This is a genomic window from Streptomyces manipurensis, assembly GCF_049570255.1.
GTDB lineage: Bacteria > Actinomycetota > Actinomycetes > Streptomycetales > Streptomycetaceae > Streptomyces > Streptomyces manipurensis.
The window spans coordinates 7,281,911-7,303,226 of sequence record NZ_CP186950.1; the positions used below are offsets into that span (position 1 = coordinate 7,281,911).

Genomic DNA, 21,316 nt, shown 5'->3' on the forward strand with positions numbered 1-21,316 from the left:
CGTGCCCGCGCAGGCCCACGCCGCCCGGTCCGCCCGGTCCGCCCATGACGTCCTCGTGCTGGGCGAGGTGCTGGTGGAGATCCACGCCGACACCGCACTCGGCCACGCCGCCGACGGCACCGCGGCCCGCATCTCCTTCTCGGGCGACGCACTCAACGTCGCCGCTGCCGCCGCCGCGGCCGGCGCACGCACCGCGCTGCTCGCCGTCGTCGGCGACGACGAACTGACCGCCCCGCTGCTGCGCCGGGCCGCCGACCTCGGCGTGGACGTCTCCCCCGTACGCCGCGCCCCGCACCCCAACGGCGCCTACCTGCTCAGCGCCGACCCCGACGGGGACCGCGCGTTCGTCTACTGGCGCACCGGCAGCGCCGGATCGACGCTCGCGCCGTCCCACGTCGACTCCTGGCACGGGCTGCTGACCGGCGGCGCCGCTCTCGTCACCAGCGGCATCACGGCCGCCCTGTCGCCGAGCAGCCGGGACGCCGTGCTCGCCGCCGCCCGCCTCGTGCACGCGGCGGGCGGCCACCTCACGTACGACCCCAACTTCCGTGCCCGGCTCACCGACCCCGCCGGGGCGCGGTCCCTCCTCACCCGCCTCGCCCCACTGACGGGGCTGCTGAAGGTCTCCTGCCCGGCCGACGCCCGGGCCCTCGCGGACACCGCGGATCCGGCCACGGCCGCGGCGCGACTGCGCGCGCTCGGCGCGCCGGCGGTCGCGGTCACCGCCGGGTCCGGTCCCCTGCTGCTGGCCGACGATTCGGGCACCACGTACCACCCGGTGCCGGTGAACCCGGCTCCCGTGGACGCGACCGGCGCCGGGGACTGTTTCACCGGCACCGTCACCGCCCGGCTCGCCCTCGGCGACACGCTCGCCGAGGCCGCGGCCCTCGGGGTCGCCGCCGCCTCGCTGTCGGTCTCGGGCCGGGGCGGTACGGGCCGGGTTCCCCCGTTCGCGGAGACCGCTGCGCTGGCGGCCGCCCACCGGCGGATCAGTACTCCTCTTCCTCCTCCTCGTCCTCCCGCCACTCCGCCGCTTCCTCCGGCTCGGTGACCCAGCCCGCGGCGAGGACCAGCCGCGAGGTGCGGTGCACGGCCAGGAAGCCGAACGGCCGGTCGTACGTCACCGCGACCCGGCGGACCCGGTAGCGCAAGCGGGGCAACCCGGCCCCGACGGCGGCGAAAGCCGTGACGGCCGCGGCGTCGAAGCCCTCGGCGTGGAACCGGGCCAGGGCGGACTGCCGGGCCGAACCGATGCAGAGGGGCTCGCCGCTGATGCCCGGGAAATGGCCGCCGTACGGGTCCCGCGCGGCCTCCAGCCCGAACAGCCGGGCCTGGTCGAGGAGGTCGTGCTCCGCCCGCACCTCGAAGGCCGCTGTCGCCACGCTCAACAGCGGTTCGGGCGTCGTGGTGCGCACGGTGTCGATGAACAGCCCCGGCCCGGCGGCGCCGAGCGGAAGCGCGCGGGCCCCGACGGTCGGCAGGGCCCGGGTGGCGGCCGCGATGCCGGTGCCCAGCGTGTCACCTGCCGGGGCTTCGGGCTCGCCCAGGACGAGGTGCACGTCCACCCCGGCCGCCCCGACCACCTCCAGCAGGGTGACGGCGCCGGCCGTGCCGTGGGCCACCCGGACCCGGTCCGGCAGCGCCGTGTGGCGGTGCAGCATCCGCACCGTGCGGCCGGCCCACGGACCGTCCGCGATCTCGCGCGACCATGCGTTGAAGGGACGGATCCAGTCGATGCGCAGGGTCAGCGCGGAGGCCAGCACGAACCGGGTGTCCGGGGCAAGGGGCGCCGGCATCCGCTCGATCAGGCCGTCGGTCCGTCCGGCGGCCCAGGCGTCGAGGGCCTTCCGGTCCACGTCGGCGTCTCCGGTCAGCGAACCGCGGGTCCCCGGCGGGAGTTCCGCCAGCCACCGCCGCTCCCACGGCATCCCTTCGGCCGTCCACAGACCGGTGGCCGCGCGCAGCCCGCGTACGCGTTCCAGTGCGGACAGCAGTTCGCGTGCCGCCCCGGCGGCCGTGTCGGCGGGTATGCCCAGCGCCCCGGCCAGCTCGGCGCGGGCGGCACCGGCCGAACCGTCCGCGAGGAAGGCCAGCAGGGGCCAGACCCCGGCGGCGGTGAGGACGGTACCGGCGTCCCCGTCCGGGGCCTGCGCGGCCCAGCGTGCCGTGAGCCGGTTGACCGCGCCCACCGTCGAATTCCTCATGCGCGGAGGCTACGTGGAAGGCGCCGCCGGGCCGGATGGATTTTCCGCGGCCCGGCGGCGCCGGTCAGGAGGGGCGGTGAGGCGCCGTCAGTGCCCGCGCAGCCCCCGGTCGACGGCCGTCATCAGCTCACCGTCTGAGGTGTCCGCGTCGAGCGACCAGATCATGGCGCCGCCCAGGCCGTTCTCGCGGACGTAGCGGGTCTTGGCCCGGAGCACCTGGGGGTCGTCGTAGGTCCACAGGGTCGTCCCGTCGAACAGCCAGGCGTGGCCGCCGCGGCGGTCGCGGTGCACCTGGAAGCTCCCGGAGTCGGCCAGCTTCTTCAGCGCCTTGTAGTCCTCGTAGCCGGCCGCCCAGGTGGCCGGGGCGGGCCCGGTCGCCGGCTGCCCCATGCCGTCCCCGCCGCCGCTCACGCCGGTCCAGCCCTGCCCGTAGAACGGCAGCCCCACCACCAGCTTCCGCGCGGGCGCCCCGCGCCGCTTCCAGGCGTCGACGGTTCCGTGGACGCTGAAGTCGTCGCGTGCGTACAGCGCGGACTGCTGGGCGGTCGTGGACTCCCCGGAGACGTGGAAGTCGTAGCCCTGGAGGGTCACGAAGTCCAGGTCGCGCATGATCCGGCGGACGTCGAAGCCCGCGTCGATCTTGGCGGGGGCGGTCGGTACGAAGGCGCTCAGCTCGTACTTCGTCTTCCGCTTCTGGCTGCGGGCGTAGGCGTCGAGCTGGGTGCGGAACTCCTTGACCAGTTCGGTGAAGTTCCGCTTGTCCTCGGGCCGGTACTTCGTGTCGGTGTCGCCCGCCGAGCCGGGCCACTCCCAGTCCAGGTCGATCCCGTCGAACACGCCCGCGGCCGCGCCGGCGCCGCCGCGGGTGCCGTCCTGCGGGAGGTTCCCCTTGATGTAGAGGTCGATGCAGGAGGCCACGAACGCCTTGCGGGAGGCGGGGGTCAGGGCCGCGTCGGAGAAGTGCGTGGACCAGCTCCAGCCGCCCAGCGAGATCATCACCTTGAGGCCGGGGTGCCTGGCCTTCAGCTCGCGCAGCTGGTTGAAGTTCCCGGCGAGCGGCTGCTCCCAGGTGTCGGCGACCCCGTCGACGGAGTTCGCGGCGTCGAGGGGGCGGACGTAGTCGGCCCAGGCGTCGGCCTCGCCCGGCACGTTCCCGGTGAAGCACTTGCCGTCGGCGCTGACGTTGCCGAAGGCGTAGTTGACGTGGGTGAGCTTGCCGGCGGAACCGTTCGCCTCCAGGTCCTGGACCTGGAAGTCCCGTCCGTAGACGCCCCACTGGGTGAAGTAGCCGACCTTCCGGTACGAGCCGCCGGCCCCGCCCCGCTCGCTGTCACCGCCGTCGGCGCCGGAGGTGGCGGGGGCGAAGGCGGTCAGCAGGGAGAGGGAACAGGCGGCGACGGCCAGTCTGCCGAGCATGCTGCGGCGCATGGGCTTCCTTTGCGGCTGCGAGGAGTGGGCGTGAGCGCGTGCGGCGGTGCAAGCGGGAAACTATTGGTCTGGACCAACTGCGGTCAAGGGGGTGGCTCGTAAATCGCTGGATCGCGGACGCCGGGGGTGTCAGAGTGTGTTCACCGAAGGGGTGTAGCTCAGTTGGCCAGAGCAACGGTCTCCAAAACCGTAGGCCGCAGGTTCGAGTCCTGCCGCCCCTGCCATCGGGTGCGGGAGCCTGCGGATTCCCGCGCCGGCCCACCGCGCGAGCCCCGTCGACGTGTCGACGGGGCTCGACGTCTTTCGCGGCCCGACCGCCCGGTCGGCGCGGCTCAGGGGCAGTTCTCCTCGAGCTTGACCGTGTGGAAGACGAGTTCGGTGTCCGTCGTGGCGCTGCTGCCGGCCGCGGGCGTCTGCGAGCAGACCTTCCAGTTCCGGTCGAGGACCTGCATGCGGCTCTTGCCGAGGGCGTCGGTCGAGCCGAGACGGAAGAAGCCGGCGGCCTGCGCCTGGTCCTGGGCGGCTTGCAGGACCTGCCCGACGGCCCGGGGGACGGTCGCCCGGGTGGCAGCCGGAGGCGCCGCGGCCGGGGCACTCCCCGCGGGTGCCGGTACGGATGCGGGCGCCGTGCTGGGCGCGGCGGGAGCGGGGGCGGGAGTGGCGGGCGCGGCCGGAGCCGTGGACGCCGGGGCGGGCGTCGTGGGCTGCGGGTCGCAGGCGGTGAGGGCGAGAGCGGCGACGGAGGCGGCGGCGAGCACGGCGACGGTGTGGTGGGTGCGCATCGCGCCATGCTGCCGCGAGACGGCGGGCGTTGTGGGGCCTGTTGCCGCACTGTGACCGACCGGCTGCGTTCCGTCGTCGCGGCGCGCCCGTGCGCGTTCCCGCCCCGGAGCGGAACGGGAGCGGGCTCCTACCGGTCGTGCGGAGGCTCCGGCGCGCGGGCGCGGTCCGCCGGGGTTCCGTCGGGGGAGCGGTCGAAGGCCGCGGCGAGGACGACAGGGAGGTCGGCGTCCGGGAGCGCTGCCCGCAACTCTGCCAGGACCTGCGGGAAATCCTCGTCCTCGACGTAGCCCGCGTACTCCTGGCGCAACCGGTGGATCACCTCGACCAGCTCGGGCCGCAGCCGCATCCAGGCGCGGGAGGACCGCACCTCCTGGTCGACCTGCTCCATGAACCACCTCAGGACCGGGTACGGGACGTCCCGGTGCTGCCCGGTGGGATGGAAGCTGACCGTGGGCTCCCGGTCCGGGTCCTCGTCGGGGACGACCGCGGTCGCCAGGTGGAGCTGTTCGGCGGCGAGGCCCAGTTCGAGGTACCAGGCGTCGTCGGCCACGGAGTACATCGAGGTGATGGCGTAGTCGCCTCGGGGGTGCGGGAAGAGCATCACCGGATGCTGCCACGTCCGCACCCCCGTCCGCCTCCCGATTCCGGTCGGTCCGGAGGCCGGGCGGGCGGGGCCGGAGAATGGGGGTGCCCGTCGGTCGCTGTCCCCGAAGGGCCGACGGGCGGTTTCCGAGTAGCTGCCGCAGCCACGGGGCAATCGCTCGGATGTGATGAGCCGACTGTAGGGGCGGGCACTGACAACGCCTCCCGCGACGGCCGCCCCCGCACGCGCGGCGGCCCTCCCGCGGGGAGGTTCGGGAGGGGCGCCGGCCCGGGGAGGTCCGGTGCGGCACACCGTAGACCCGCAGGCGGGCGCGGCGGTAGGCATATGCCGCGCCGAGTTTCGGACGGCGGACGGCGGACGGACGGGGCGCGCGGCGGGGCGCATGGGGGAGAATGCTCGGCATGACGACGTGAAGAGAATCCGGCGCATGGCGCGAGTGGCGCAAGAGCGGGGTGTGGGAGCCGGCCGCCGACGGGGGCGGGTCGGTCTGCGTGGACTGCGGGACCGCCACCCGCACCTACCAGTACCGCGTGTACCCGCCCGGGTCCCCGCACCACGCCCGGTGCATCGGGCTCGCCTGGTGCTCGGACTGCCGCGTCTACTCCGGAACCATGGTCCACGTACCGCCGGAGCGGGTGCTCGACGACGCCCTGGCGGCGCTGCCGCAGGACCGCCGGGAACGCACGCTGCGGAGCGAGACGAGGCTGATCCAGTACCTGGACAAGGCGTACCGCCCGGGCACGCTGCCCGGATCCTGACAACGCCCGGGCGGCGCCGGCGAACGGTCGGTCGGGCTCGTACGGGGGCGCCACCGGACCCGTTGCGAGTGCCGGTGGCGCATGCCGTGCGAAGGTGCCGTCCGGCGGTGACTAGCCGGCCGCGGGCTCCTGGTAGCCGTACGGGCGGGTGATGATCTCCATCCAGTGACCGGCCGGATCGGTGAAGTAGACCCCGCGTCCACCGTCGTTGTGGTTGATCTCGCCGGGGTGCTCGCCGTGGGGGTCGGCCGTGTACGGCACCCCCGCCGACCGGATCTTCTCGAAGGCCACGTCGAACTGCTCCTCCGAGATGAGGAACGCGTAGTGCTGCGGGGTGATGGACGCGGCCGGGATGGTCGCGAAGTCCAGGGTGACGCCGTTGCCGGTTTCCACCGGGATGAAGGGGCCCCACTCGGTTCCGACCTCGAGGCCGAGGAGGTCGGCGAGGAATTCCGCGGACTGGCGGTTGTCACGGGAGTGGATGATCGTGTGGTTCAGCTGTGCAGCCATGGGTGAATGCCTCCGAAAGGCACATCACGGGCGCCTCCATGCCTCACCCAGCCGGTGACCGACACGCGACGCCGTGATCGCGATCCTAGGCACGGCGTCCGGGCGAAGTCCAGCGGGCCCGGGGCGGCCCGGGGCGGCCCGAACGGGACCCCTCACGGGCCCCCGATCCCCCTCCCCTCCTCCACGCCGGGGCTCCGTCGCGGCCCCGGCGGTCACGAACCCCCGTACACCGCCGCCACGTTGTCCTGCGCCGGGTGCGAACGGCCGGCGGGGCCCGCCGCGAAGACCCGCAGGAGGTTCTCCGTGACCCGGGTGGTCAGCGCGCCCGACCGGGCGTCCAGCCCGTGGTTGCGGCCGATGCGGCCGTCACCCGTCGCGTCCAGGGCCTCCACCCACCGCATGGTGCCGGTCGCGAACACGCCCGCCCCGCTGGCCACCGTGTAGTACGCCGTGTCCTGGTGGCTGGGGCGGCCTTCGCAGACGACGGGGGAGTGGGCGAGTATCTCGATCGGGCGGGGCGTCGGGAACCCGGTGTTCACCTTGTCGTACTCCACCCCCACCAGGTGCCCGAAACGGTCCCCCGCCCGGACGCCGGTGCCCTCGAACAGCCAGTGGCCGGGGTGGGTCACCACGTACGGGGCGTCCACCGGATAGCCGTCGTAGATCACGCCGAGCAGCGAGCTCTCCGGGTCCGCGCCCGGCGCCGAACGGAAGTCCACCGTGGCCGGGTGGCCCCGCCGGAAGCCGGGGTCCTGGCCGTAGGAGGACTTGTAGCAGACGAGGACCCGGTCCGGCCCCAGCTCCGAGGCCTCCAGCCGGATCCTGCGGAAGCAGCAGTTCGCACCCAGTACCGCGATGTTGGTGCCGGCGTCCCGGGCCGCCGTGAAGTGGGCCCGCTGCTCCGGCGACCAGTACTCGTCGTGTCCGAGGGACAGCGCCGCGGCCGCCCCCTCCAGCAGGCGCTTCTCCCGGGCCACGTCCGTGGTGGTGGCGTAGGCGAGGGGTATGCCGAGGCGCTCCGCGAGGGCGATGAGCGGGGCCTCGTACACCAGGAACAGGCCCGCGCCGTCGTCGTACTCGTACGGCCGGTCGAAGCTCACGGACAGTGAACGCGAGGCGTAGCCCCCACTGGGCCCGTCGTAACTCCCGTAGCCGCCCCAGCGGTTGTAGGCCTGCCAGGTGGCCACCGCGTTCACGACCACCGTACGGCCGTCCGTCGCCGCGGACCGCACGGTGACCGGGACGTACCGCTGGCCCTCGCCCCCCTGTGCGTCGAGCCGCAGCAGGTAGCTGCCCTCCGGCCAGTGCTGCGTCCCGACCGTGAGGGTACGGGCCCACCGCGTGCGGACCATCCGGGTGTCCGCGTCCACCGTGTGCTCCGGCTGCCGGACGCCGGGCAGCGCCTCCGAACGCCACACCAGGCGGGCGCGGGCGCCGCCGTACCAGCCCATGCGGTACGCGGACACGGTGAACCGGGGTGCCGTGGTGGACACGTACAGGCCGAAGGACTCGCCGGACAGCACGCTGACCCGGTCCGCGAAGCCCTCGACGGCCCGCGCCGGTCCGGCCCGGGTGATCCGCCAGTCGGCGTTGCCCGGACGGGAGTTCTCGGCCCGGACGTCCAGGCCCGGGGCGGCCGCGGACGCCTGCGCACCGTCCCCGGTCCGGCTCCGGTCCTTGCTCCCGTCCTTGTCCCCGCCCCCGTTCCCGTCCGCGGTGCCCTCGCCGCGGCCGCCGGTGTCGGTGCAGCCCGCCACGGCCCCGAGTCCCGCCGCCGCGCCCGTGGCGATCGCGAGGAACCGCCGCCTGCCCCCGTGGTCGCCGCCGCCCCGGGCCGTGTGCTCGTCCATGGAGATCACGCTATGTCACGCCCGGGCCCACGCCGCCACCGGCCCTGGCGTGCGCGGTCCGCCGTCGGCCGGGTCCTCAGGCCGCCGGGCCGCGCGGCTTCCCGGGGCCGGCGGAGGCCGAGTCCTCGGAGGAGTAACGCCGCAACAGCTCCCGCTCGGCGTCCCGGTGCGGGAACATGAAGAAGATCAGCAGCGCGCCCAGGGCGATCGCGATCAAGCCGATGGTGTACGCCGTGTCGTCGCCGTGGAGGAACGACTCGCGCGCCGCCGCGATGATCTGGTCGGCGTACTGGGGGTGCTGCTCGGCGACCTGCGCGGCGGAGGCGAACGACTTCGTCAGTTCGCCCTGGACCTGCTCCGACACGTCCTTGCTCTCGGGGGAAGCCGCGATCGCCGCGCTGAAGGCGGAGGCGTAACCGGCGGTGAGGAGCACGCCCATGACGGACTGCATGATGGCCCCGCCGAGGTCCCGTTGCAGGTCGGCGGTGCCCGAGGCCATGCCGGCGCGGCGCACGGGCACCGACCCCGTCAGCGAGTGGGACGCGGGCGTCCCCGCGAATCCGGCGCCGATGCCGATGAGCACGTAGACGATGCCGATCTGCCAGTAGCCGCTGTCCTCGCCCCAGAACACCAGCATCCAGGCGAAGGCGAGGAAGAGGAACGTGTACCCGATCAGCAGGGTCGCCCGGGCGCCGCGGGTCTCGACCAGCTTCGCGGACCGCGGCGCGACGAGCACGATCATCACCACGAGCGGGAGGATGGCGGCGCCGGCCTCGACGGGGTCGTACTCGAGGACGTTCTGCAGGTACTGCTGGCTGATGAACGCCGAGCCCATCATGGAGCCGTACACGATGATCCCCGCGCACGCCGCGACCCAGAACGTGCGCCGGGCGGCGATGTGGAGGTCGTACAGCGGGTTGGGAGCCCGGCGCTGACGCCAGAAGAACGCCACCCCGGCCGCCAGGGCGATCACGACGAGGCCGACGACCAGCGCCCCCTGGCCCGGGACGGCCCCGAGGTTGATCGCCAGCACCAGGCCCGCGATCAGGACGACGGAGAGGACACCACCGAGGTTGTCCACGGGTTCGGTCGACTCGTTGGCGTGCGCGGGGACGAACAGCAGGGCCATGACCAGCGCGATCACGGCGAGGGGCAGGGTGACCAGGAACACCGACCCCCAGTAGAAGCGTTCGAGCAGCGCCCCCGCGACCACCGGGCCGAGCATCGAGATGCCGCCGCCCAGGGACGACCACAGGGCGATCGCCTTCGTCCGCCCCGGGCCCGCCCACAGGGCGGTGATCAGCGCCAGGGTGGTCGGGTACGCCATGCCGGCCGAGAGCCCGCCCAGGATCCGGGCCACCGCGAGGACGGTGTCGCTCGGCGCGTACGCGGCGAGCAGGCAGGCGGGGACGGACAGGGCGGTGCCGAGGACCAGCAGCAGCTTGCGGCCGTGACGGTCCCCGACCGCGCCCAGGTAGAGCACCGACGCCGCCAGCCCCAGGGAGTACCCCACGGCGATCAGGTCCAGCGCGCTCTGGGAGGAGTCGAAGGCCTTCCCGATCGCGGGCAGCGCCACATTGGCCACGGACAGGTTCAGGTTGGCCACCGCGGCAACGAGGATCAGGGACGCCAGAACGAGCGACGCCCGTGCCGGGGCCTCACGCGGCAGGTCGGAACGGGGCGCGCCGCTTGTCGACATGGAACCTCCGGGGCGAAATCGGCCGTCGGGGGAGTCTTGCCTGATTCGCCCTGCCGCACATCGACCCATCCGGATGACACGCGGGAACGCGCGAGGGCACGCTCACCCCAGCCGGACCGGGAGCCCTGGAAGGTCCGGGGCCGTCAGGGGGCCGGGGAACGGAACATGAGCGTCCCGAACCGGCCGCCCGAGGGCTCGGTCAGCGCGAGCCCGCCCGCTCGGTAGTCGACGGACAGTCCCGGCACCGACAGGGGCACGTCGGGCGCCCGCACGGTGCTGATCCGGCTCCTGGCGCCGCCCTCGGCCGCGTAGGCGTAGACGTTCATGTCCTGGGACGCCTTCCCTCCCAGGACGTACACGGCGTCGGCGTCGGCTCCCAGGAAGCGGGGGCTGGTGACCGTGTCGACCGGCTGCGTCCACTTGGTCGCGCCGGTCGCGAGGTCGAGGGCCACGATCCGGGCGGGCTCGGTGTCGCTCGCGTGGTCCCCCGCGACGAAGTAGGCCGTGGAACCCTGGAAGGCGATGTCGTGGAAGCTGTGGCGGCCCAGGCGCGAGCTCCAGTTCAGCCGGGCCGGGCCGGCGGTGGACGCGAGCGGGACGACCCGGGCGATGGTGCCCTCCCGGGTGAAGGTCACGAGCTCCGGCTTCTTCTTCTCCTTCTCGCCCGGCGGAGGCGTCAGGAGCACGGTCATGGCCGCACCGTCCAGGAGGTCCACCCCCGCGCCCATCGGGACGCCCAGCGGTACGGGCTCGGGCGCGCGTTCCTTGCCCGCGGTGTCGAGGGTGGCCACCCAGTAGCGCCACCCGCCGGTCTGCATCCCGATCATGACCATCAGACGGTCGCCGTGAGCCGTCATGTCCCAGTTGAGGACGTACTGGTCGGCGGGGACCCCGGGGTTGCGCCAGGTCCAGGCCTCGGTCCCGTCGCGGCGCATGCCGACGACCGTGTTGGGGGTCATGACGGCGAGGACGCCACCGTCGAGGAAGGCGAGGCGGGTGGTGTCGTTGGTGAGCGGCTTGCCGTCCAGGGGAGCGCCGGACACCTGCTTCGTCCAGACGAGTGCGTTGCCGTTGCGGGTGTCGACGAGCGACACACGGTCGCAGCTCGCCGCGGAGCCGCTCGGGTCGCCCTTGATCCACGCGATCGCGCCGATGCCGTCCGCGGTCAGATCCGCGGTCATCCCGCACGGATGCATGTCGGGCTCGGGCGGCGTGACGGATCCCAGCTTCCTGCCCGTCGCGGCGTCGAGGACCTCCACCCCGGTCCCGCGGCCCACGTAGTACGCGGCCTTCGTGTGCCAGGTCGTCATCAACGCCGTGCGCAGCGGACTGCCCTCGACGGCCGGGGTCTTCCACTGCTGTGCCAGCAGGGCGGGAGCGAAGGGCTCCTTCGGCGCCGGGCCGGTGCTGCTCTTGGCCGCCGTACTCCCGCCGCTCCCGCCGCTCCCACCGCATGCGGTCGCGCCCGCGAGGAGGAGCACCGTGGCGACGCCGGCGGCGAGGACCCGCCGCCCCCGCGCACGGCCCTGCACGCGCGTACCGGCGCTGTTCGACGGTGGGGACGTGCGCCCGTGGCCTGCGGAGGGGAGGGGGTGCGGGTGGTGCTGGTGCGCCATGCGGTGCTGGACCTCTTTCACTTCGGACGTGCCGGCGATCCGGCGCGGGTTCGTTCGTTCCGTCTCAGGCGAGGGCGTGGACCGCGACCAGGAACGCCCAGACGAGGACACCCGCGGCAGCGACCGCTGCGGCCACGGCCAGGACGACGACGGCCGCACGCTCCACGCCGCGACGGTGGCCGGCCGGCTTCCATTCGCTCCGGTTCATGATCACAGACTGCGGCCACCGGCCCGCCACCGCATGAGTACGTGTACTCAGGTGCCGGGAGTACCGCCCCCACCGAAGGACCCCGGGCGCGACGAGAGACGCGACGAGAGAGACGTCAACCTGAAGTGTGTATGTCATTCATAGGGGTGATGAACGGGTGAAAGACTTCACGGAAAGTGACCGGCTGTCAGGCTCGGGGCATGCCTCGGACTCCCGGTCGCCTGCAGCGACGACATCGCCTGCTGCGCCTGGCACTGCTCGGGCTCGGCGGCGTCGGACTCGTGCTCTGCCTCGTCATGCCACTGCTGGGGCTCGGTACGGGCGACTCGCTCGCCAGCGTCCTCAGCCTCTTCGTCTCCCTGGCCGCGTTCGCCCTCGCGCTGGTGGAGTTCCTGAGGACCGCGGAGGAGCCCGCCGCCGACCCGGGCGGTCTCGCCGACGACCTCGCGCGGATCGTGCGGGGGCAGTGGCTGGAGGAGGCGGACGCCCAACGGCTGCGCGATCCGGGAGTGCTGCCGCTGTCCTGGTCGGCCACCCGGCGCGCGGTCGGCGACCGGTCGGCGGATCCCGCCCGCCTCCCCGCCGGAGCGGGCGCAGAGCCCGACCCGCCCGGGGTGCCCGGCGCCCGGACCGCCCTGCGCGTGGTGCGCGTACGCCTCGACGGGCGCCTCGCCGGCCGCTTCGACGAGGCCGCGGCCACCCTCGCCACCGGGTACCGGCTGATCGGCAGCGGCCGGCTGGTCGTGCTCGGCGAACCGGGCGCGGGCAAGAGCGTGGTGGCACTGATGCTGACCCTCGGGCTCCTCGCGGACGGGCGGCGTCCGGCCGGCGGACCGGTTCCGGTGCTGCTGCCGGTCTCCTCCTGGGACCCGGTCGTGGAACCCCTGGACGAGTGGCTGGTGCGCCGCCTGGCCGAGACGTACTACGCAGGGCGCCCCGAGATCCCGCGCGCCCTGCTCCTCCGCGGCCTGCTGCTGCCGGTGCTCGACGGCCTGGACGAGATCCCCGAGTCCTCCCGCCGCACCGCGGTGGTGGCCCTCAACGAGGCCCTGGGCGGGGAGCGTCGCGTGGTCGTCACCTGCCGTGCCGCCGAGTACGAGGACGTGATCCTGGCCGGTTCGGACCCGCTGGCCCGGGCATCGGTGGTGGAGATCTCGCCGGTGGCCGCCGAGGACGCGATCAGCCACCTCTCCGCCGTCCGGTGGCCACCGGAGACGGACTGGAACCCCGTGTACGAGGAGCTGCGCGAGCGCCCCGCCGGACCCGTGGCCGCGGTCCTGTCCACGCCGCTGATGGTCTCGGTGGCACGGACGGTGTACGAGCGGGGCGGCGGCAGTCCGGCCGAACTGGCCGACGCCGCCCGGTTCCCCGCCCGGCACGCGGTCGAGGACCACCTCATGGACCGCTTCCTGGACGCCGTGTACGCCGGCGGCGCCACGAACGGCACCGGCAACGGGCACGGTGAGGGCGACGGGCCCGACCCCGGCCCCGATGCCGAGCGGGCCCGCGCCTGGCTCACGTACCTCGCGCTCTACCTGCACCGCCACCACGAACGCGATCTGGCCTGGTGGCTGATGCCACGCCGGCTGCTGTCACCCTGGACGGCGCCCGGTGTGGCGTTCGGGCTCGGCGCGCTGATGTGGTTCCTGACCATGGTCATGGAGCGCCTCGGCCTCCTCCGCCTCGGCGAGGCCGGCGGTGCCACGGTCGGCGGGGGCTTCGCCCTCCTCGCCATGATCACCTGGTACGTGACGGCGGGACGGGCACCGGGCCGGCCCTCGTTCACCCTGCGCGGCGCCGCGCCCCGGCTGCGCCGCGGGCTGCGCACCGGGTTCGCCCTCACGGCCGTGCCGGCCGGGGCGGTGGTCGTGGCGATGGCGCTGGTCTGCGTCTCGACGGGCTGGGACGCGGCCGTGACCGCCACCCTGCTCGACATCGAGGCCGGCGCGCTGGCCCTGGTCCTCGCCGTCGCCGCCGGACTCGCCGTGCACGAGCTGCTGGTCGCCCCGCCAGGCCGGGCGGCCCGCAGCGATCCGACGGGCTCGCTGCGGGAGGACCGTACGTCGGCAGTCGCGGGCGCGGTGGCGGGCGGCGCGGTCGTCGGGCTGGCCGCCTTCCCCCTGATGGTGCTGGCCGGCTACACCTTCGGCGCGGCCGGCGTCGCACTGCGCGGATGGCGAGGCGACCAGCAGGCCTGGTCCCGGATGCTCGGGCAGATCGAGGCGGAGGCCACCCGGTTCGTCTCGGACGGCGAACTCGGCATGTCCCTGCCGCTTCTGGTCGCCGGCTGCCTGCTCCTGCCGGCCGTCGTGGCGGCGTTGCTGTTGCTGCTGTCGCGGTCGTGGACCCGGTTCGCGCTGCTGCGGCTGATCGCAGCGGCGCGCGGACAACTGCCCCGGCGGCTGATGGCGTTCCTGTCGGACGCACACGACCGCGGAGTGCTGCGCCAATCGGCGGGGACGTACCGCTTCCGGCACGTGCGGCTCCAGGAGGCCCTCGTGGGCGGGACGGCGACGGCCGCCGCAACCGCCCCGCCCGAGCGCCCCGCCGCGCGGCGGCTGAGGCGTCCGCTGCTGGTGGGCGGGGGAGCGCTGGCGGCCGTCTGCACCGTACTCTTCCCGCTCCTGGCGGTCTTCCCCGCGGACCACGCCCGGGTCACGCTGATCACACCGCACTTCGCGGACGACCTGTGGTTCGAGGGTGGTGACGTCCTCATCATGGACACCTTCGAGGACGAGTCGGAGGAAGGCGCCCAGGTCCACCGGTGGAACGCGAACAGCGGTTCGCCGGGGTCCTTCCCGCGGTCCGGTGTGGCGCTGAAACTGCCCGTGGAGCTGTTCCGCCCGCCGTTGCGGGAGGCGCTGCCCGGAGTGTTCGACACCACCGGCGCCGTCGACGCGATCGATCCGCGAAGCGGCCTCCTCCACCGCGACGTGGTCGCGGACGACGATCCGGATACGGATGCCGTGCTGCGGTGGGGGCGCGACGGACATCCGCTGGTGCTGCTCGGCTCCTGCACCGGCCCACTCGACGTGTGGGACCTGACCGCGCAGCGCGCCCTGCGCCACGTCCCCCTCCTGGAGGACGCCCAAGGGTGCGACGGGGAGCTGGTCCTCTCCGGCGACGGAGCCTCCGTGGCCGGAGTCGACCCGCGCAACCCCTGCCTGGTGGCGGTGTGGAGTGCCGACACGGGGCGTCGCACCGGCGGAGCCGGCTCGTGCGAGGAGGGCGACCCCGCGGAAGCGGGCATCCGGGCGGTCAGCCACGACGGGAAACTGGCCGCGTTCGGCTGGGACGACGGACGGGTCCAGGTGTGGGACACCCGCCGGAACGCCCCGCTCGGCGGCCCGCTCACCGGGCACGCCGCTCCGGTCTACGCGCTGGCCTTCGACGCCACCGGCACCCGTCTGGCCAGCGCCGGGTACGACGCCCGTCTCAGGATCTGGGAGGTGCCGCACAGCCAGGCGAAGGGGCGACACTGACAGGCCGGGAGCGGCTTCGACAGCCGGCGGGGCGAAGGGGTGCCCCCGGTGACGGGTCAGCGGGCGACGGAGATCGCGAAGGGTGTGAATCCGTGCGACCGGATCACGTGCGGCACGAACAGGATCGCGGCCTCCGTCGCGCGGGCGGTGCGTATCCCGCCGAGGTCGGTGATCCGTTCCTTGGACCAGCCGAGGTCGACCAGCAGATCGCGGACGGTCTGCTTGGCCTGCGCGTCGTCGCCCGAGACGAAGGCGTCGGGGGCCTGGGCGAGGATGGCGGGCGCGGTCATCACGGGGTAGAGCATCGTGTTGAGCGTCTTGACGACGTACGTCGCGGGGAGCGCCTCCTGGAGCCGCTCGGCCAGGCTCGAACCGGGGTAGAGCAGGTCGGCGGGCAGGCCGTCGGGTCCGTCGACGGTGGCGTTGGACACGTCGACGAGGATCTTCCCGTGCAGCTCCTCGCGCAGGGCGCCGAGCCGTTCCAGCGAGTCTGCGCCCGGGGTGGCGTTCACGACGATACGGGCCGCCCGGGCAGCGGCGGCTGCGGCGCCTGGCGTGCTGTCCGCCACGCTCACCTCATGTCCGGCCCGGGTGAGGGCCGCGGCCAGGCTGCCGCCGACACGGCCCTTTCCGAGGACTGCGATCGTGCTCATGATGATCTGCTCCTGAGTGCGTGAGTGCGTGAGTGCGTGAGTGCGTGAGTGCTTGCGTACGCGTGTGCGTCGTTGCGTGGGGGAGGGGCCGTTGCGGGTCAGCGCGAGAGCGTGGCGACGGCCTCGGCGTGGACACCCGGTGCGCCGGCCAGGAAGCTTTCGCTCTGCGGGGTCCAGGGGCGCCCATCGGCGTCGGAGATCCGTCCGCCGGCCTCGGTGACGAGCAGCGCTCCGGGCAGCAGGTCCGCGCGGGCGCCGGCGAACTGCCAGAAGGCGTCGATCCGCCCGGCGGCCACGTTCGCCAGGTGGAGGGTCGCCGGTACGGCGGTGCGGACGACGAGCGCGTCGAAGAGCATCGCGGTGATCGAGGAGCCGATGCGCCGCACGACCTCCGCGTCCTCGTCCGGCCGGGCCTGGCTGGTGGCCACGATGCCCAGGCCGAGCGCCGCGGTCCGTGAGACGCGCAGCGGCTTCCCGTCGAGATGGGCACCCGCGCCGGCGAGCGCGGTGTAGGTCTCCCCGGTCAACGGCAGGTGGACCACGGTGAGTACGGGCCGGTTCTCCCGTACGAGGGTGGCGGTCACCGCCCAGTCGGGCAGGGCATGCAGGTGGTTGACGTTGCCCTCGGCGGGGTCCACCACCCACCACTCGCCGGGCGGCAGTGCCCCGCCGTCCAGTTCGTCCTCCACCCAGCCGGCGTTGGGGCGCAGGGCCGCGAGGCGGGGACGCAGGACGGCCAGGACCGCGTCGTCGTTGGCGGCGAGCGCGTGCATCAGCTCCCCGCGGGTCCGGTGGCGGACGACCTGGCCGAAGCGCTCGCGCAGCACCGCGCCGGCCTCGCTCACGGCGAGGGTGGTCCGGTCGAGGAGGTCGGCGTCGGAGGCGGCGAGCTCGGTGGTGGCCCGGAGGGCTTCGGACATGGTGCAACTCCCTTGTGAGCAGGGGTGGATGAGGCCGTTCGGACCGATCGGGCCGGGCCGGACGCGGCGTCGTGCGTTCGCGTTCTCAAAGCTAGACAGCCTCTTGATTAACTTCAAATGCATGGCAAGCATGCCTAGGATTACTCGCATGCAATTGGACTTGAACCTGCTCGCCGCACTCGACGCACTGCTGGAGGAGGGCAGCGTGGCCGGGGCCGCCGAGCGCATGCACGTCACCGCCCCGGCGATGAGCCGGAGTCTCGGCCGCATCCGCCGCACGACCGGCGACCAGATCCTGGTGCGCACGGGCCGCACGATGACCCCGACGCCGTACGCGATCGCCGTCCGGGAAGAGGTCCATCACCTGCTGCACCAGGTCCAGGGCGTGCTGGCGCCGAGCCGCGAACTCGAACTGGCCACGCTGGAACGCACGTTCACGCTCCGCTGGCACGACTCCCTCGTCGCCTCCTGCGGCCCCGCACTGCTCGCGGCCGTGCGCGGACAGGCTCCGGGCGTGCGCCTGCGCTTCATCGCGGAGTCGAGCGTCGACACCCCGGGGCTACGGCGCGGCGAAGTGGACCTGGAGGCGAACGCCGGCCGTCCCGGCGCGCCCGACATCCGCTTCGAGAACGTCGGCGAGACCCGCATCGTCGTCGTCGCACGGCAGGGGCACCCCCTCACCCGCACCCGGGCCGTCACCGCGGAGGAGTACGCCGCCGCGGAGCACGTCACCGTCTCGCGGCGCGGCAGTCTCGGCAATGCCGTCGACGACGCCCTCGCCGGGCTGGGCCTCACCCGGCGGGTGGTGGCGAGCGTCCCCACGGAAGCGGCCGCGCTGGAGTTCGTCCGCGGCTCCGACCTCCTGGTCGGCGTCCCCGAAGCCACCACCCGGTCCGCGGTCGCCGACCTCGGCCTGGTCGTGCTCCCCCTCCCGCTCGAACTGCCCCCGGCGTCCCTGTACCTGTCGTGGCATCAGCGCTACGACACCGACCGGGCGCACACCTGGCTCCGCGGGCTGGCCCGGACGGCCCTGACCCTGGGCGAACGGCCGTAGGGCACGCGCCGGCATCAGCATCGGGACCCCCGACGGCTCTGGTGCTCTACCGAACCGTCGACAGATGGCGGTACGCGATGTACTTCACCGAACCGTTGGGCGTCGCCGACGGCGCTCTCCACGATCCCGTGCCCTCGTCCGAGCCCGGAATCGCGCACGCTGCCTGCCGCCGGAAGGTCGAAGAGCTCACGCACAGACGTCTGGAGGTCCTCGGGCGCGCATTCGGTCAACCGGGCTGCTGGACCGGCACCGTCACCAGCGCCGGCCCGCGTCCACCTGCCCCACCGCATCAGCGCGTCGCTCCACCAGGCGAACCTTCGCGGTCAGAGCACGAGAGGTGCGGCAGGGTTGCGCCGGAGTCGGCCGGACGACCCTCGGACAGCCAGAAAAGGTAGTGGCGGAGGTACTCTTCGAGGCCTGCGTCGATGTACGCAACGTACGCCCGGCCCCCGCCGGCGGCCTCGCGCTCCTCCTCCCGGCTCGAGACGGACCACGCACGGTCCAGAGCCGCGGCCCACTCCCGCACCCGGCCCCGCTCCGCCCACCAGTCGCGGACGAGTTCCGGGGTCCAGTGCTCGTCACCGTCGCAGGCGTACCCGACCATGGGGTCCTGCGCGACCGCGCCCAGCAGCACCAGCGCCTGCTCGGGGTCACCGGGCTGCCGGTAGACGAACTCGGCTCCCCACTCGTCGTCGTAGAGCACATGCGCGGGGGCGATCAGCCGGCCCATCCAGCAGGTGTCGGTCCCGGCCCCGTAGAACGGCCCCGGCACGTTGCGCCAGTCGCGTTCGGCCCAGCGTTCGGGGCGCCTGTTCCACCAGTTGCCGCGGAAGTCCGGCGAGGGCAGCCACGTGCCGCCGTCCGGCGCGGGCAGCGGCCCGCTCTCCGCGGCCCGGACGGCCGGCAGGGGATCCCAGTAGCTCATGATCGGCATCCTGTCAGACGGCGTTGGCGGGAAGGCCATCGCGCATACCGGGGCCGCCCGGCCGGTTCGTCGTGGCCCGCACGCGACGTCGCCGGTCCGGCGAAGCCCGGCTTGCGCACGCGTTCCCGGATGCTGATCGACGCAGGGCTTGAGCGGCATTTCGGGTACCGCATACCGTCAGGGCGGTGGAAACGACGCACCGGCCCGCAGCCCGGGTCATCTGCCTGGACGCCTCCCACCGCCTGCTCCTGCTGCATTGGCGGGACCCGTTCGACGGGACACGGCTCTGGGAGCCACCCGGTGGCGGCATCGAGCCCGGTGAGACGCCACTGGTGGCGGCACGACGAGAGCTGGCGGAGGAGACCGGGCTCGACCCGGCCGCCGTCCTCGACCGGTCGGTGCTCGTCGACCGTGACGTGCGGTGGAACGGCAGGCGACACATCGGGACGGAGTACTTCTTCGTCGCCCGGTTCACCGACGAGCAACCGGCCCTGGTGCGTACGGGTCTGCTCCCCGGCGAGCAGGCGAACCTGCACGCGCACGCCTGGATCGCCTGGTCGGAGCTCGACGCGTTGCCGGACCGGGTCGAGCCGCCGCAGTTGTGGGCCGTGCTCGGCGTTCTGGTGCCGGACGGGCCGTGGTCCGGTCGGGACTCGGCATGAGGGTGTCCGAGCCGGTGGTTCGGGCGCCCCTTACGGAGTGCGCCCGGGCAGGCACCGGTCGGGGGCGAGTGCGGTGGCGAGGGCTTCGAGGGTCTCGGTGAACTCCTCGGCCCCGATCTCGGCGGTGAAGACCGCGCCGGCGTCGGCGGGGTGGCCGAGCAGGTGGTCCTCGCGCCAGAACGACAGGGTGAGCAGCAGGCGGTCCTCGTCTCGGAACAGGTGGGCCTGCACGTTGTCGGTGGTGGGCCCCCAGAGCAGGAACCGGAACCGGCTGCGCAGTTCGTAACCGGACTCGGACGCGTCCCCGTCCTCGGTGCTCTGGACGAGTCGGCGGTGCGTGGCTTCCGGGGACAGGCCGGGGAAGGGCAGGGGAGAACCTCCGCCGGACCGCAGACCGGCAGCGGCCGCCAGCACGTCGCGGCGGAACTGCGGTACGTACGCCATGTTGTCGTCGCAGGTCAGCCACCTTCCGGCGGCCCAGAGGTCGACCCGGCGCAGCGGGCCCGGCGCGCCGACCTCCGCGCCGAGCTCCGCGCCGAACCGGGACCGGTCCCCGAGCATCACGTTCATGCCGGTGACGGTCGCAGCTCCGCCCTTCGCGAGCAAGCCCGTACAGCGCAGGCGGTCCCTCGGGTCAGGCTGCTTCGGGGGTGATCAGGCAGAAAGGATGGCCGACGGGGTCCTCGTAGACGCGGTAGCCGATCGGCTTGTCCGAACCGTCCAGCAGCTTCGCGCCGAGGGCGAGTACCTGCGCCTCCGCCGTGTCGAGGTTCGTCACCATCACATCGAGGTGCTGCTGCGGCGGACGTGCGGGATCCGTCCAGCGCGGTGCGCGAAAGTCCTCCACCCGCTGGAGGGTGAGCACCGGGGTCCCCGCCGCGTTCTGGAGCACGACGTACGTGCCGGTGTCGGCCTGCCGGGTGAGTGACAGCAAGCTCTCGTAGAATCCGGCCAGTTCGTCCGGATCCGGGCAGTCGATGACGACGCTGTACAGGTGTCCGATCATCCGGCTCATTCTGCCACCGGCCGTGGAGGACCTCCACGGCCGGCGAGCGCGGGCCTCGGTCAGTCGTCTTCGACCCGCTGGAAGACCGTGGTGAATTCGTCGGTCCCGATCAGTCCGGCGACCACGTCGGTCATGCTGTCGACACCGGGATCCCTGACGATCAGGCCGTCCGAGACCCAGAAGAACCGGCCGCCCAGGGCCTCGCCGCTTTCGGCCCAGACCTTCATCAAGCGCTCGACCTCCGCGACCGTGAACACGGTCGCGGTCCAGCGGGAGCCGTCGTTCAGGGTCACGAAGAGGTCGACGTTGCGCAGTGCGTCCAGGTCCTCGCCCGCGCTGGGCAGGAACGAGGCCTCGAAGGCGTCCGTGCGCACCCGGTCCCACGGCTCGTCCCAGCCTCGTTCGACCGTTCCGGGTGATGCGTCGCGTGTCATCGTGCGAGTGTCTCCGGGCGGCCCTGCGATCTCAACAGAGTTCCTCGGCCCTACGAGGCTCAGCGGCTCCGGCGGCTCCGGCGGTTCCGTCGGTAGACAGGGCGGAGCCCGGACCGTGCGCGCGCAGGAGGAGGACGGTGACCGGCGTGCCGACGGCCATGACCGCGGCCACCACGACCATCACGACCGAGTAGGCGTCGTCGAAGGCGCGGGAAGCCGCCTCGACCAGTGCCGGGTTGCCGTCGCCGGCCAGGGCGAGGGCGCTGTCGATGCTGCCGCGCGCCGCCTCGGGGACCCCGGCGGGGAGGTCGACGGACGCGGTGTAGACGGCGGTCGTCAGACTGCCGAGCACGGCGACGGCGATGAGGCTGCCGAACTCGTAGGACGCCTCCTCCAGGGAGGAGGCCATGCCCGCGCGGTCGGCCGGGGCGTTGCCCATGATCGCGCTGGATGCCATCGACATCGCCGCCCCGAGTCCGGCGCCCGTGACGAGCAGGCCGGTGACGAGCAGACCGCCGCC

Annotated in this window: 20 protein-coding genes, 1 tRNA gene and 1 pseudogene; 6 read left to right on the forward strand and 16 right to left on the reverse strand. The window is 73.5% G+C overall.

Going from position 1 to position 21,316, the window contains the following annotated elements; genetic code table 11:
* Position 1 precedes the first annotated feature (1 nt).
* Positions 2–1,051, forward strand: a complete 1,050-nt coding sequence (locus ACPU2J_RS33175; protein WP_420078339.1) for a PfkB family carbohydrate kinase — start codon at positions 2–4, stop codon at positions 1,049–1,051.
* Here ACPU2J_RS33175 and ACPU2J_RS33180 read toward each other — a convergent pair.
* Positions 990–2,204 carry a serpin family protein gene (locus ACPU2J_RS33180; protein ID WP_423834705.1) on the reverse strand — a complete coding sequence of 405 codons (1,215 nt, stop codon included), beginning with the start codon at positions 2,202–2,204 and terminating at the stop codon, positions 990–992. The two genes, ACPU2J_RS33175 and ACPU2J_RS33180, sit on opposite strands and share 62 nt — an antisense overlap.
* An 87-nt stretch (positions 2,205–2,291) precedes the next feature.
* Positions 2,292–3,632, reverse strand: coding sequence for a glycoside hydrolase family 18 protein (locus tag ACPU2J_RS33185; protein ID WP_423834706.1), 1,341 nt, complete (start codon positions 3,630–3,632; stop codon positions 2,292–2,294).
* Positions 3,633–3,779: 147 nt separating this feature from the next.
* On the opposite strand from ACPU2J_RS33185, the gene ACPU2J_RS33190 reads away from it, so the two are divergent.
* Positions 3,780–3,856, forward strand: a tRNA-Trp gene (locus ACPU2J_RS33190).
* A 108-nt stretch (positions 3,857–3,964) separates the two neighbouring features.
* Here the strand turns inward: ACPU2J_RS33190 and ACPU2J_RS33195 are convergent.
* Together ACPU2J_RS33195 and ACPU2J_RS33200 are read right to left on the reverse strand one after the other, a co-directional pair.
* The gene (locus tag ACPU2J_RS33195; protein WP_423834707.1) at positions 3,965–4,414 is read right to left on the reverse strand and encodes a hypothetical protein; all 450 of its coding nucleotides are present in this window, start codon (positions 4,412–4,414) and stop codon (positions 3,965–3,967) included.
* A gap of 128 nt (positions 4,415–4,542) precedes the next feature.
* Entirely contained in the window at positions 4,543–5,016 is a 474-nt protein-coding gene (locus ACPU2J_RS33200; RefSeq protein ID WP_420078336.1) for a hypothetical protein, read from the reverse strand.
* A 455-nt stretch (positions 5,017–5,471) separates the two neighbouring features.
* On the opposite strand from ACPU2J_RS33200, the gene ACPU2J_RS33205 reads away from it, so the two are divergent.
* On the forward strand, positions 5,472–5,777 hold the full coding sequence (locus ACPU2J_RS33205) for a hypothetical protein (RefSeq protein WP_420078335.1): 306 nt from the start codon (positions 5,472–5,474) through the stop codon (positions 5,775–5,777).
* A gap of 111 nt (positions 5,778–5,888) precedes the next feature.
* On the opposite strand, the gene ACPU2J_RS33210 is transcribed toward ACPU2J_RS33205, so the two are convergent.
* The 5 genes from ACPU2J_RS33210 to ACPU2J_RS33230 all read right to left on the reverse strand — a co-directional run bounded on the left by ACPU2J_RS33210 (position 5,889) and on the right by ACPU2J_RS33230 (position 11,660).
* Positions 5,889–6,287 carry a VOC family protein gene (locus ACPU2J_RS33210; protein WP_420078334.1) on the reverse strand — a complete coding sequence of 133 codons (399 nt, stop codon included), beginning with the start codon at positions 6,285–6,287 and terminating at the stop codon, positions 5,889–5,891.
* A gap of 212 nt (positions 6,288–6,499) precedes the next feature.
* Positions 6,500–8,137, reverse strand: a complete 1,638-nt coding sequence (locus tag ACPU2J_RS33215; RefSeq protein ID WP_420078333.1) for a N,N-dimethylformamidase beta subunit family domain-containing protein — start codon at positions 8,135–8,137, stop codon at positions 6,500–6,502.
* 76 nt (positions 8,138–8,213) lie between these two features.
* Complete coding sequence (locus ACPU2J_RS33220) at positions 8,214–9,836, reverse strand: MFS transporter (RefSeq protein WP_423834708.1); 1,623 nt, start codon at positions 9,834–9,836, stop codon at positions 8,214–8,216.
* Positions 9,837–9,979: 143 nt separating this feature from the next.
* Positions 9,980–11,452, reverse strand: coding sequence for a PQQ-binding-like beta-propeller repeat protein (locus ACPU2J_RS33225; protein WP_423834709.1), 1,473 nt, complete (start codon positions 11,450–11,452; stop codon positions 9,980–9,982).
* A 64-nt stretch (positions 11,453–11,516) separates the two neighbouring features.
* Entirely contained in the window at positions 11,517–11,660 is a 144-nt protein-coding gene (locus ACPU2J_RS33230) for a hypothetical protein (RefSeq protein WP_420078330.1), read from the reverse strand.
* A 200-nt stretch (positions 11,661–11,860) separates the two neighbouring features.
* Between ACPU2J_RS33230 and ACPU2J_RS33235 the strand changes: the two genes are divergently transcribed.
* The gene (locus tag ACPU2J_RS33235) at positions 11,861–15,142 is read left to right on the forward strand and encodes a hypothetical protein (protein WP_423834710.1); all 3,282 of its coding nucleotides are present in this window, start codon (positions 11,861–11,863) and stop codon (positions 15,140–15,142) included.
* Positions 15,143–15,198: 56 nt separating this feature from the next.
* Here ACPU2J_RS33235 and ACPU2J_RS33240 read toward each other — a convergent pair whose 3' ends face one another.
* On the reverse strand, positions 15,199–15,795 hold the full coding sequence (locus ACPU2J_RS33240) for an NADPH-dependent F420 reductase (protein WP_423834711.1): 597 nt from the start codon (positions 15,793–15,795) through the stop codon (positions 15,199–15,201).
* A 98-nt stretch (positions 15,796–15,893) separates the two neighbouring features.
* The gene (locus tag ACPU2J_RS33245; RefSeq protein ID WP_423834712.1) at positions 15,894–16,715 is read right to left on the reverse strand and encodes an inositol monophosphatase family protein; all 822 of its coding nucleotides are present in this window, start codon (positions 16,713–16,715) and stop codon (positions 15,894–15,896) included.
* 148 nt (positions 16,716–16,863) lie between these two features.
* Here ACPU2J_RS33245 and ACPU2J_RS33250 point away from each other — a divergent pair, with 148 nt between their 5' ends.
* Positions 16,864–17,769, forward strand: coding sequence for a LysR family transcriptional regulator (locus ACPU2J_RS33250; protein WP_420078326.1), 906 nt, complete (start codon positions 16,864–16,866; stop codon positions 17,767–17,769).
* A gap of 289 nt (positions 17,770–18,058) precedes the next feature.
* Here the strand turns inward: ACPU2J_RS33250 and ACPU2J_RS33255 are convergent, their stop codons facing one another.
* Positions 18,059–18,694: a ferredoxin gene (locus ACPU2J_RS33255; protein WP_423834713.1), complete on the reverse strand. Its 636-nt coding sequence runs from the start codon at positions 18,692–18,694 to the stop codon at positions 18,059–18,061.
* Positions 18,695–18,879: 185 nt separating this feature from the next.
* Here ACPU2J_RS33255 and ACPU2J_RS33260 point away from each other — a divergent pair, with 185 nt between their 5' ends.
* A complete protein-coding gene (locus ACPU2J_RS33260; RefSeq protein ID WP_423834714.1) occupies positions 18,880–19,356 on the forward strand; it encodes an NUDIX hydrolase in 477 nt (158 codons plus the stop codon).
* 30 nt (positions 19,357–19,386) lie between these two features.
* Here ACPU2J_RS33260 and ACPU2J_RS33265 read toward each other — a convergent pair whose 3' ends face one another.
* From ACPU2J_RS33265 to ACPU2J_RS33280, 4 genes and pseudogenes are all read right to left on the reverse strand, one after another.
* Positions 19,387–19,926, reverse strand: coding sequence for a hypothetical protein (locus ACPU2J_RS33265; protein WP_420078323.1), 540 nt, complete (start codon positions 19,924–19,926; stop codon positions 19,387–19,389).
* Positions 19,927–19,990: 64 nt separating this feature from the next.
* Positions 19,991–20,362: a VOC family protein gene (locus ACPU2J_RS33270; protein ID WP_420078322.1), complete on the reverse strand. Its 372-nt coding sequence runs from the start codon at positions 20,360–20,362 to the stop codon at positions 19,991–19,993.
* Positions 20,363–20,421: 59 nt separating this feature from the next.
* Complete coding sequence (locus ACPU2J_RS33275; RefSeq protein WP_423834715.1) at positions 20,422–20,796, reverse strand: hypothetical protein; 375 nt, start codon at positions 20,794–20,796, stop codon at positions 20,422–20,424.
* A 31-nt stretch (positions 20,797–20,827) separates the two neighbouring features.
* Positions 20,828–21,310, reverse strand: a pseudogene (locus ACPU2J_RS33280) (hypothetical protein); the annotation flags it as partial.
* Positions 21,311–21,316: the final 6 nt, after the last annotated feature.

Coding starts and splice junctions, on each gene's coding strand:
- ACPU2J_RS33235 (WP_423834710.1), top strand. CDS start 11,861: ATGCCTCGGACTCCCGGTCGCCTGCAGCGACGACATCGCCTGCTGCGC.
- ACPU2J_RS33250 (WP_420078326.1), top strand. CDS start 16,864: ATGCAATTGGACTTGAACCTGCTCGCCGCACTCGACGCACTGCTGGAG.
- ACPU2J_RS33275 (WP_423834715.1), bottom strand. CDS start 20,796: ATGACACGCGACGCATCACCCGGAACGGTCGAACGAGGCTGGGACGAG.
- ACPU2J_RS33255 (WP_423834713.1), bottom strand. CDS start 18,694: ATGAGCTACTGGGATCCCCTGCCGGCCGTCCGGGCCGCGGAGAGCGGG.
- ACPU2J_RS33185 (WP_423834706.1), bottom strand. CDS start 3,632: ATGCGCCGCAGCATGCTCGGCAGACTGGCCGTCGCCGCCTGTTCCCTC.
- ACPU2J_RS33220 (WP_423834708.1), bottom strand. CDS start 9,836: ATGTCGACAAGCGGCGCGCCCCGTTCCGACCTGCCGCGTGAGGCCCCG.
- ACPU2J_RS33265 (WP_420078323.1), bottom strand. CDS start 19,926: ATGAACGTGATGCTCGGGGACCGGTCCCGGTTCGGCGCGGAGCTCGGC.
- ACPU2J_RS33225 (WP_423834709.1), bottom strand. CDS start 11,452: ATGGCGCACCAGCACCACCCGCACCCCCTCCCCTCCGCAGGCCACGGG.
- ACPU2J_RS33180 (WP_423834705.1), bottom strand. CDS start 2,204: ATGAGGAATTCGACGGTGGGCGCGGTCAACCGGCTCACGGCACGCTGG.
- ACPU2J_RS33240 (WP_423834711.1), bottom strand. CDS start 15,795: ATGAGCACGATCGCAGTCCTCGGAAAGGGCCGTGTCGGCGGCAGCCTG.
- ACPU2J_RS33230 (WP_420078330.1), bottom strand. CDS start 11,660: ATGAACCGGAGCGAATGGAAGCCGGCCGGCCACCGTCGCGGCGTGGAG.
- ACPU2J_RS33245 (WP_423834712.1), bottom strand. CDS start 16,715: ATGTCCGAAGCCCTCCGGGCCACCACCGAGCTCGCCGCCTCCGACGCC.
- ACPU2J_RS33200 (WP_420078336.1), bottom strand. CDS start 5,016: ATGCTCTTCCCGCACCCCCGAGGCGACTACGCCATCACCTCGATGTAC.
- ACPU2J_RS33270 (WP_420078322.1), bottom strand. CDS start 20,362: ATGATCGGACACCTGTACAGCGTCGTCATCGACTGCCCGGATCCGGAC.
- ACPU2J_RS33210 (WP_420078334.1), bottom strand. CDS start 6,287: ATGGCTGCACAGCTGAACCACACGATCATCCACTCCCGTGACAACCGC.
- ACPU2J_RS33195 (WP_423834707.1), bottom strand. CDS start 4,414: ATGCGCACCCACCACACCGTCGCCGTGCTCGCCGCCGCCTCCGTCGCC.
- ACPU2J_RS33215 (WP_420078333.1), bottom strand. CDS start 8,137: ATGGACGAGCACACGGCCCGGGGCGGCGGCGACCACGGGGGCAGGCGG.